Annotated in this window: 5 protein-coding genes; 3 read left to right on the top strand and 2 right to left on the bottom strand. The window is 30.1% G+C overall.

What is annotated here, in order from left to right:
• Window positions 1-125: 125 nt before the first annotated feature.
• On the bottom strand, window positions 126-272 hold the full coding sequence (locus B3J44_RS16590; RefSeq protein ID WP_198854832.1) for an rSAM-modified peptide: 147 nt from the start codon (window positions 270-272) through the stop codon (window positions 126-128).
• A 47-nt stretch (window positions 273-319) separates the two neighbouring features.
• Window positions 320-466, bottom strand: a complete 147-nt coding sequence (locus B3J44_RS16595) for an rSAM-modified peptide (RefSeq protein WP_286969755.1) — start codon at window positions 464-466, stop codon at window positions 320-322.
• Between the two features lie 586 nt (window positions 467-1,052).
• Between B3J44_RS16595 and B3J44_RS16600 the strand changes: the two genes are divergently transcribed.
• From B3J44_RS16600 to B3J44_RS16610, 3 genes are all read left to right on the top strand, one after another.
• Window positions 1,053-2,609: a vitamin K epoxide reductase family protein gene (locus B3J44_RS16600; RefSeq protein WP_286969757.1), complete on the top strand. Its 1,557-nt coding sequence runs from the start codon at window positions 1,053-1,055 to the stop codon at window positions 2,607-2,609.
• Window positions 2,610-2,673: 64 nt separating this feature from the next.
• Complete coding sequence (locus B3J44_RS16605; protein WP_198854829.1) at window positions 2,674-2,856, top strand: hypothetical protein; 183 nt, start codon at window positions 2,674-2,676, stop codon at window positions 2,854-2,856.
• A 261-nt stretch (window positions 2,857-3,117) separates the two neighbouring features.
• Window positions 3,118-3,309, top strand: a complete 192-nt coding sequence (locus tag B3J44_RS16610) for a hypothetical protein (protein WP_278019808.1) — start codon at window positions 3,118-3,120, stop codon at window positions 3,307-3,309.
• Window positions 3,310-3,569 lie beyond the last annotated feature (260 nt).

Below are 3,569 nucleotides of genomic sequence, written 5' to 3' on the forward strand. Positions count from 1 at the left end.
CTTTAATAGTTTTTTGTTCTTTTCTAGAGATTGTATCTAATTGAAAATCGCTGAATGTTAATTTGCTGTTTTTCATGATTTTATATTTTTTTGGATAGTTTTAAAAAGTTTCTTCAGGTATCGTTTTAGTTATTTCCGTTTCCTCCGCCACCTTTTTTCGGTTCGTTCGGATCAATTGGATCATCTACACCTCCGCCTTTAATAGTTTTTTGTTCTTTTTTAGAGATTGTATCTAATTGAAAATCTTTGAATGTTAATTTGTTATTTTTCATGACTTTATATTTTTGGATAGTTTTAAAGAGTTTATTCAGGTATCGTTTTAGTTATTTCCGTTTCCTCCGCCGCCTTTTTTCGGTTCGTTTGGATCAGTAGGATCAGGTACACTTCCGCCTTTAATAGTTTTTTGTTCTTTTCTAGAGATTGTATCTAATTGGAAATCTTTGAATGTAAATTTTGAATTTTTCATGTTGTATGTTTATTTAAATTAAAAAATTAGTACTATAAATCTTTCATAAATATTTTAAGCAATTGTCATTAAAAGCGATAAAAACAGCGCTTAAAAATGGTTTATGCAAAGTTATTTTGGTTTTATTTTTGGTTTTTCACAGTAGTAAAAAAGGGCTTTATTGTAAGTTAATTCCTTTTATTTGAATCTTGCTACTATGCTTTTCAGGGGGTATTTTCTGCTGTTTTCAAGAGTCAATTTTTGACTATTTAAGTCATTTTTTTACTCTCTTTTCAATGATTTTTTTCCTGTAAAATAATTCGTTTTTTGTGTTCTATTTTTCATGTTTGATATTGTTTCGATTATCGCCTTTCCAAAACTAGATAAAAAGGAAAGCCGTTAATCGAAAATAGACTTTTTCAGCTTTTTAACGAAAAATACCATGTTTAACTAATTGTAATTCAGTCATTTATAATGTTTACTATACTTGGTATAATTTATAAATTGTATGTGGTATAATTAATAAAATGTATGTGCGTATGCGATTTTTATCAATAAAATCACCAATCTTTGCAGTGTAATTATGATTTAAAAACGATCAAAAACGATGTTAAAGCTGGTCCAAAAATTTCTGCAAATCAATCGCTACTCAGATATCAAAAATGAGTTTAAGGATCTGTTTTTATCTCATCCAAATTATCCGAGTTTGTTTGCCATTACAGATTCGTTTGATTTGCTTTCTGTAGAGAATGCAGCCGTAAGAGTTTCGAAAGAGCAAATTGAAGATTTGCCTTCAAACTTTTTGGCGTATTTCAAAGATGAATTAATACTGGTTGAAAAGATTAAAAGTGGGGTTAGAATTACAACCACAAAAAAAGGAACGCAAAAATTATCGTATGATAAATTTCTTTTAGACTGGAATGGTGTAATCGTTGCCATTGAGCCAAACAATGTAGTAACAAGAGAAAATCTAAAAATAGAATACAATTGGCTAAAATATTTTCTGCCTCTTGCACTCGTAGCGGGATTGTCTTTTTTCTACAATCGTTTTGATTGGTTTAGCGCTTCTTTTTTGGTAACATCAGTTCTTGGTTTAATTGTAAGCATATTTATTGTACAGGAAAAATGGGGAGTTAAGAATACAGTAATTTCAAAATTCTGTAATTTAAGTTCCAACTCTTCTTGCCATTCGGTAATAAGTTTCAATGATGATATTGCAAACAGATGGTTGAGTTTTTCAGATTTGCCATTACTTTTCTTTAGTTCAAGTATCATTGCAATATTAGTTCAGCCATTAAGCTCAGCTGTTTTTGTTGGATTTTTAAGCTTATTAGCTATTCCAATAATAGTTTGCTCAATCTGGATTCAAAAATTTGAGATTCAAAAATGGTGCATAATGTGCTTAGCAATCTCATTTTTAATATTGGTTCAGAGTATTGTTTGGTTTTCATCAGATCTTTTTACGTTGAGCTTTAGTTTTAGTGAAGTTTTCCCATACATATTCTCTCTTTTGCTTTTAATGCCAATTTGGGCAACAGTTAAAGTGATGATTAGAAAAATGCTTGACAATGAAAATTCGTTAAAAGAGCTTAAGAAATTTAAAAGAAATTATTCGCTATTAAATTACTTATCTAAAAAAGTAAAATATGCAAAAGGATTTGAAGATTTAAGAGGCTTAACATTTGGAAATAGAAATGCCGGAGTTAGACTCTCTGTAATTCTTAGCCCAAGCTGCGGACATTGTTATAAAACTTTCCAAGAAGCTTTTGACTTAGTGATGAAGTTTCCAGACAAAATATTTTTGAATGTTCTTTTCAATATTAATCCAGAAAACAATGATAATCCTTATAAGGCTGTTGTTGAAAGACTTTTGACTATTAACAGAACAACACCTGGAAAAACGGTTGAAGCAATTTCTGATTGGTATATCAAAAGAATGACACACAAAAAATGGCTTAAAAAATGGAATGTTGAATCTGTAAGCATGATGATAAATCAGGAAATTCAGAAACAATACGATTGGTGCTCTATGAACAATTTTAATTACACACCTATTAAAATTGTAAATGAAAGGCTATTTCCAAATGAATATGAATTGAACGAGTTGAAATATTTCCTAAATGATTATATCGATGAAGTTCAAGTTTTGGAAAAGATAGCATAATATGAAACAGAAGTTTCGACTGTAAAAACAGAAATAAGTTACCCCCAACCTAAAACCTGCAGATATGTTAAAGAGTATCTTGAAATTAAAAGGAGCAGTAGAATTAACTGCAAGTGAGCTGAAAACAATAAATGGAGATCATGCTCCAATTTGTGAAGACGGATTTAAAGTTAAAAGATGTACAGAATTTGGAACTGTGCCAGCGTACTGGAATTGCATTCCGAATAGTTACGTCGGTAGTTGCTAAGAGAAAAATTTTAAGCATCAAGTTATTGCAAATTTGAGGCTTAAACCGAAAAATGTAAATAACCAGTTATGTTAGAGAAAATTTTAAAAAGCAAGGAAACAAGAAAGCTTACAAAAAAAGAGCAGAAGAACATCTTGGGAACTGATTATTCAGAAGAGATTAATTGTAATGATGCTGCTGTTGAGAAATATTATACTTGCTAATGCTAATATTTAAATAGTAAGAGAAGAAACTCACTTACTATCTAAAAAAGATATTATTATGTTAAAGAAAATTTTAAACCTTGAAGGTGCTCAGTACATTAAAAAAAGTGAACAGAAAACCATAAAAGGAGGAATTCCAGAATGTTGGGTATATGCCTTGCAAGCAGGATGCATTTTAATATCACCAGACGAAACTTGTCCGTTAAATACATCATCGGGTATTTGTGATACAAGTCGTCTTTGTTGTTGATTTTAAACTTTTTTTGAAAGTAATACGATATAGCCTTATTTAGAATTTAGTCATGTTTTTTTTGAATGTATAGGCGCTCGATCGTGGAACATTGAGCAAATTCTCAGTATTGATGATTGGTACTGAGATTCTTAGGAGTTGGCTGCTGTGTTAATTTTACTTGGTTAGGGTAACCGCAGCCATGTCCTAAAGAAATTGTGTTGCTAAAATTTGTTTTTAAATACCGAAACAGAGAAGATTTATATCTTCTCTGTTTTTTT

It is taken from the genome of Flavobacterium sp. UBA4854 (assembly GCF_002399805.1).
Lineage (GTDB): Bacteria > Bacteroidota > Bacteroidia > Flavobacteriales > Flavobacteriaceae > Flavobacterium > Flavobacterium ginsengisoli.

Excerpts from the sequence above, each read along its gene's own strand:
- B3J44_RS16590 (WP_198854832.1), bottom strand. The coding sequence starts at position 272 with ATGAAAAATAACAAATTAACATTCAAAGATTTTCAATTAGATACAATC.
- B3J44_RS16600 (WP_286969757.1), top strand. The coding sequence starts at position 1,053 with ATGTTAAAGCTGGTCCAAAAATTTCTGCAAATCAATCGCTACTCAGAT.
- B3J44_RS16610 (WP_278019808.1), top strand. The coding sequence starts at position 3,118 with ATGTTAAAGAAAATTTTAAACCTTGAAGGTGCTCAGTACATTAAAAAA.
- B3J44_RS16605 (WP_198854829.1), top strand. The coding sequence starts at position 2,674 with ATGTTAAAGAGTATCTTGAAATTAAAAGGAGCAGTAGAATTAACTGCA.
- B3J44_RS16595 (WP_286969755.1), bottom strand. The coding sequence starts at position 466 with ATGAAAAATTCAAAATTTACATTCAAAGATTTCCAATTAGATACAATC.